At 69.0% G+C, this 5,133-nt stretch carries 5 protein-coding genes; all 5 read right to left on the bottom strand.

Annotated elements, in window-relative coordinates; genetic code table 11:
- Window positions 1–46: 46 nt before the first annotated feature.
- Complete coding sequence (locus A6A40_RS16575; protein WP_108547002.1) at window positions 47–1,117, bottom strand: 5-oxoprolinase subunit C family protein; 1,071 nt, start codon at window positions 1,115–1,117, stop codon at window positions 47–49.
- Window positions 1,114–1,875, bottom strand: a complete 762-nt coding sequence (gene pxpB, locus A6A40_RS16570; protein WP_236783845.1) for a 5-oxoprolinase subunit PxpB — start codon at window positions 1,873–1,875, stop codon at window positions 1,114–1,116. Before pxpB ends, A6A40_RS16575 begins: the two co-directional genes overlap by 4 nt.
- On the bottom strand, window positions 1,848–3,149 hold the full coding sequence (locus A6A40_RS16565; protein WP_108547000.1) for a TRAP transporter large permease: 1,302 nt from the start codon (window positions 3,147–3,149) through the stop codon (window positions 1,848–1,850). Before A6A40_RS16565 ends, pxpB begins: the two co-directional genes overlap by 28 nt.
- Window positions 3,150–3,152: 3 nt before the next feature.
- Window positions 3,153–3,662 carry a TRAP transporter small permease gene (locus tag A6A40_RS16560; protein ID WP_108546999.1) on the bottom strand — a complete coding sequence of 170 codons (510 nt, stop codon included), beginning with the start codon at window positions 3,660–3,662 and terminating at the stop codon, window positions 3,153–3,155.
- A gap of 117 nt (window positions 3,663–3,779) precedes the next feature.
- Window positions 3,780–4,790, bottom strand: a complete 1,011-nt coding sequence (locus A6A40_RS16555) for a TRAP transporter substrate-binding protein (protein WP_167562480.1) — start codon at window positions 4,788–4,790, stop codon at window positions 3,780–3,782.
- Between the last annotated feature and the right edge of the window lie 343 nt (window positions 4,791–5,133).

Genomic DNA, 5,133 nt, shown 5'->3' with positions numbered 1-5,133 from the left:
GAAGCGGGGGAGGGTTGGGGAGGGGGCAAAGGCTTGGCTCCCCCCCTCAAACCAGCGGAAGATCGCTGCCGCCATTGACGATGTCCACCGTGCCGGAGATCAGATTCTCCGCATAGAGCGCCTCCAGGTCGATGCCGCCGGCCGGGCGCACCGGGCGGATGGCACGGATCCAGCCGGATATCGCCTGTTCCTGCCGACGGCGGATCGCTTCGGCCTCGTCCACCGTCACTGCCTGGAAGGACAGGCGGTCGCCGGGGCGCAGGCGGCCGGCGCGGGGCAGGTCGGCGGAGATCACGGTGGCGATCTTGGTATAGCCGCCGGCAGTCTGATGGTCGTTCAGCAGCAGGATCGGCTGCCCGTTGCCCGGCACCTGGATGGAGCCGGTGACCAGCCCGTCCGACGGGATGTCGGCCGACCCGCGATGCTTCAGCGACGGTCCCTCCAGCCGCAAACCCATGCGGTCGGCCTGCTTGCCGACATGGTAGGCCGCCGACAGGAAGGTCGCCAAAGCCTGCTCGGTGAAGCGGTCGTCCTGCGGCCCGAGAACGACGCGCAACGGCCCGACGCCGTACTCCGGCGGCTGCGGCAGCTCCAAGTCCGGCTCATCGGGCGGCCCATCGGCAGCGCCGTCGCGGGCAAGCGGCAGCCGGTCGTCCTGGCCCAGGGGGCGCCCGCCGAGCGGACCGATGCCGGCGCGGACATAGATGGACAGACTTCCCATCACCGGAGCCAGCGCGAAGCCGCCGGCCACCGCCAGATAGGCGACCGAGGCCCCATCCACCGCTCCAAGCCGCAGCAGGTCGCCCTGGCGCAGGCTGTGGCTGCGGTGAGGCTCCAGCGGCCGGGTGGCCTCTCCCTCGCGCTCCAGCGTCATCGCCAGCGGACCGACCGCGGCGATGCGGACGGCGGGAGAATCCACCCGCAGGACAGGGCCGAGCAGCGCGATCTCCAGCCCCGCCATGCCCTGCGGGTTGCCGACCAGCGCATTGGCGAGCCGCAGCGCCACCGGGTCGAGCGCACCGGCCACCGGCATGCCCAATTCCTGGAAGCCGAAGCGGCCCAGATCCTGGATCGTCGCAAACAGGCCCGGACGCACCACGGTCAGAAAGGCGCTCATGATGCCGCCCTCAGGCTTGCAGGGTCGAAGCGGCCGGCGGCCACCGCCTGCGCGATGCCGTCGAAGGCGGCGCGGTCCACCGCCTCGAAGCGCACTCGGTCGCCGGCCGTCAGCAGGACGGGATCGGCCCGGCCGGCGTCATAGAGCGGCACCGGGCAGCGGCCGATCAGGTGCCAGCCGCCCGGACTCTCCCACGGATAGACGGTGGTCAGCCGCCCGGCGACGGCGACGGAGCCGGCAGGCACCCGCACCCGCGGCTCCGTCCGGCGCGGCCGTTCCAACTCGGCCGGCAGGTCGCCCATGTAGCCGAAGCCCGGCATGAAGCCCAGCATGTAGACGAAATACTCGGCCGAGCCGTGCAACTCCGCCACCCGCTCCACGGTCAGCCCCAGCCCATCGGCCAGTTCGGCCAGATCGGGGCCGAGATCCGGGTCGTAGCAGACCGGCAGGCGCCACAGCCGCCCTTCGGCAGCGGCGGCGTTGCTGCCGGCCAGCGCCGCCTCCACCGCCGCCTGCATCTCCCGCCGCCCGGTGGCGACCGGGTCGTAGACCACCAGCAGCGAGCGGAAGGTCGGCACCGTCTCCACCAGTCCCGGTGGCGGGGCTGCCTTCAACCGGGCGTGCAGGGCCATGACGCGGGCGTTGGTCGCCCGGTCGATGGCCTCGCCGAACTCGACGTTGAAGGCGCTGTCGCCTGCGGTGGTGAAGCGGATCTCCACGCCCACGCTCCTCACCCGATCATCATCGACGGCAGCCATGTCACCATGCCGGGGAAAACCCACAGCAGGGCCACCATCACCACCATCAGGATGAAGAAGGGAAGGCTGGCCTTGCCGATGGTGAAGATGTCCTTGCCGGTCATCGCCTGCAGCACGAACAGGTTGAAGCCGACCGGCGGCGTGATCTGCGCCATCTCCACCACGATGATGATGTAGATGCCGAACCACAGCAGGTCGATGCCAGCCTGCTGCACCATCGGCAGGATCACCGAGGTGGTCAGCACCACCATGGAGATGCCGTCGAGGAAGCAGCCCATCACGATGAAGAAGGCAGTCAGCGCCACCAGCAGCGCCGCTGGCGACAGCTGCATCGTGGTGATCCACTCCGCCAGCAGGCGCGGGATGCCGGTATAGCCCATCGCCACCGTCAGGAAGGCCGCACCCGCCAGGATGAAGCCGATCATGCAGGAGGTATGGGCGGCGCCGAACAGGCTGTCGCGGAAGGTCGCCCAGCTCAGCGTGCCGGTCGCCAGCGCCAGCACCAGCGACCCCAGCACGCCGATGCCCGCGGCCTCGGTCGGGGTGGCGATGCCGACATAGATGGAGCCCAGCACCGCGGCGATCAGCAGCATCACCGGGATCAGCGCGCCCGTATCGCGGATCTTCTCCCCGAAGCTCTGCGGCGGCTCCGGCGGCGGCACCCGGCCGGGGTTCAGCAGCGACCAGCCGCCGACATAGGCCATGAAGAGCCCGGTCAGCACGATGCCGGGAATGACGCCGGCAATGAACAGCCGGGCGATGGACACGTCGGCCGCCACGCCATAGACGATCATGATGATCGAGGGTGGGATCAGCAGCCCCAGCGTGCCGGCCCCGGCCAGCGATCCCAGAGTCATCATCTGGTCGTAGCCGCGCCGGTTCAGCTCCGGAATCGTCATGCGGCCGATGGTGGCGGCGGTGGCGGCCGACGATCCGGACACGGCGGCGAAGATCGAGCAGCCGATGACGTTCACATGCATCAGCCGGCCGGGCAGCCAGCCGGTCCAGGGCGCCAGCCCCTTGAACATGTCGGACGAGATGCGGGTGCGGAACAGGATCTCGCCCATCCAGATGAACAGCGGCAAGGCGGTCAGCGTCCAGGAAGTGCTGGCGCCCCAGATGTTGGTCGCCATCACCATGCCCACCGGTCTTGCGGTGAACAGCGCCATGGCGACGAAGCCGACGCCGGCCAGCGCCAGCGCCACCCACACGCCGGCCCCCAGCATCAGGAACATCGTCACGACGACGACGAGGGATGCGGTCGTCTGATCCATCGTTCAGCCCTCGCTCTGCATGCCGGCCTGCTGGTACGAGGCTTGCCCGCCCCGCAGCACCGCCAGAAGATCGTCCAGCAAGGCGATCACCAGCACGATCAGCCCGACCGCCATCAGCGCCTGCGGGATCCACAGCGGGATCGGCAGCACGCCCTGGCTGAGGTCGCCGAAATCATAGGAATCATAGGTCATGCGCGCCCAGTACCAGGCGAAATAGGCGCTGAGCGCCGTGCCGAAGCCGAGGCAGGCCAGTTCGAAGGCGCGGCGGGGGGCGCCGTGCAGCCGCTCCACCAGCACGCCGACGCGGATATGGGCGCCGCGGCGCAGAGCCGGCCCCAGCATCAGGAAGAAGGACGCGGCCATGCAATAGCCGGCAAGCTCGTCGGCCCCCGGCACCATGCGGCCGAACAGGCGGCTCGCCACCTGCGTGACGATCAGCACGGCGATGGCGGCAAGCGCGACCGCGCCCAGGATCTCGGCGGTTCGGTAAAGAATGGACAGTGCGGTGCGCATGGCGCAACCACCTCCTGCGGTCGGTCGGGGCGAAGGGGCGTCATGGACCGGTGGCGGTCCGGCCGGCCGCCATGCTGCGGCGTGCCGGCCGGATCGCCGCCGGGTCCAAACGGCCGGTTACTTGCGGTAGGCGGAGATGATCGCCTCGCCGTCGGCACCGGCGGCCTTGGTCCATTCCCCGGTCATGGTCTTGCCGATGGCGGACAGGCCTTCCTTCAGCGTGTCGGACGGCGGCAGCACCTTCATGCCGTTGCCGGCCATGGTCTTGTTCAGCTCGGCCGTCTTCTTCTCCCACTCGGCCCAGCCGGCGGCCTCGGCCTTGGCGGCGGCGTCCTGGACCGCCTTCTGGGTGTTGGCGTCCAGCCCCTTCCACACTTCCGCGTTGACGAAGACCATGTTGCGCGGCAGCCAGGCCTGGACGTCGTAATAGACCTTCACGAAGTCCCAGGCCTTGGTGTCGACGCCGGTGGCGGCCGAGGTGATCATCGCGGTGACGATGCCGGTGCCGAAGGCCTGCGCGACCTCCGCCGCCTCGATCTTCACGGGAACGGCGCCGCTCAGTTCGGCGATGCGGGTGGTTGCCGGGTTGTAGGCGCGGAATTTCTGCCCCTTCAGCCCGTCGATCGACTGGATCTCGTCCTTGACGTAGAGGCCCTGCGGCGGCCACGGAATCGAGTAGAGCAGCTTCAGGCGCTGACGCTCCAGCTTCTTCTCCAGATACGGCTTGGAGACGTCGTAGAGCTTGCGCGAGGCCTTGAAGTCGGTGGCGAGGAAGGGCACCGAATCGAGGCCGAAGAGCGGATCCTCGTTCGCCCAGGAGCTGATCAGCACCTCGCCCAGCTGTGCCTGTCCGGACTGGACCGCGCGCTTGATCTCCGGATGGCGGACCAGCGAACCGTTGGAATGGACGGTGATCTGGATCTTGCCGCCGGTGGCCGCCTTCACGTCTTCCGCGAACTGCTTAACCACCACGGTGTGCAGGTTCGTGTCGGGATAGGGGGTCGGCATGTCCCAGGTCTCGGCGAGTGCTGCCAGCGGCCCGGCGGCGACGCCCAGCCCCAGCAGGCCGGCGACGATCGGGCCGGCCATCCGGGCGACGAGACGGGATTGCAGCATGTCAGCGGTCATGATGTTCGGAAGCTCCCTGATTGTTGGCCGAAGCGGCGCCCGCCGGCCTTGTGGCCGGTCGGACGGTGGGCAGAAGCCGGATGTCCGGCCCGGCCGGAGTCTGCGCGAGCAGCCCATAGCCAAGGCATCGTGACAACGGCCTCCCTGATCCTGCCCATTCGGTCCCCAAGGGTTCACCCTTCCGAGCGATCCGTCAAACCTCCAATGTTACAGCCGGGGAAAAAATCAGTGCGGCCCGTCCCTTATGGCCACGTAGCCGGTGAGTGCGATCAGTAGATCAGCTCGTTTTCGCCGCTGCCCTCGGCCAGCACCAACTCGCCGCGGGCGGCGAGATCCTTGGCCA

It is taken from the genome of Azospirillum humicireducens, from assembly GCF_001639105.2.
Classification (GTDB): Bacteria; Pseudomonadota; Alphaproteobacteria; order Azospirillales; family Azospirillaceae; genus Azospirillum; species Azospirillum humicireducens.
Note: the sequence above shows the minus strand (reverse complement) of the source record. Positions and strands in the feature narration are given on the sequence as shown.

Excerpts from the sequence above, each read along its gene's own strand:
- A6A40_RS16575 (WP_108547002.1), bottom strand. The coding sequence starts at position 1,117 with ATGAGCGCCTTTCTGACCGTGGTGCGTCCGGGCCTGTTTGCGACGATC.
- pxpB (WP_236783845.1), bottom strand. The coding sequence starts at position 1,875 with ATGGCTGCCGTCGATGATGATCGGGTGAGGAGCGTGGGCGTGGAGATC.
- A6A40_RS16565 (WP_108547000.1), bottom strand. The coding sequence starts at position 3,149 with ATGGATCAGACGACCGCATCCCTCGTCGTCGTCGTGACGATGTTCCTG.
- A6A40_RS16560 (WP_108546999.1), bottom strand. The coding sequence starts at position 3,662 with ATGCGCACCGCACTGTCCATTCTTTACCGAACCGCCGAGATCCTGGGC.
- A6A40_RS16555 (WP_167562480.1), bottom strand. The coding sequence starts at position 4,790 with ATGACCGCTGACATGCTGCAATCCCGTCTCGTCGCCCGGATGGCCGGC.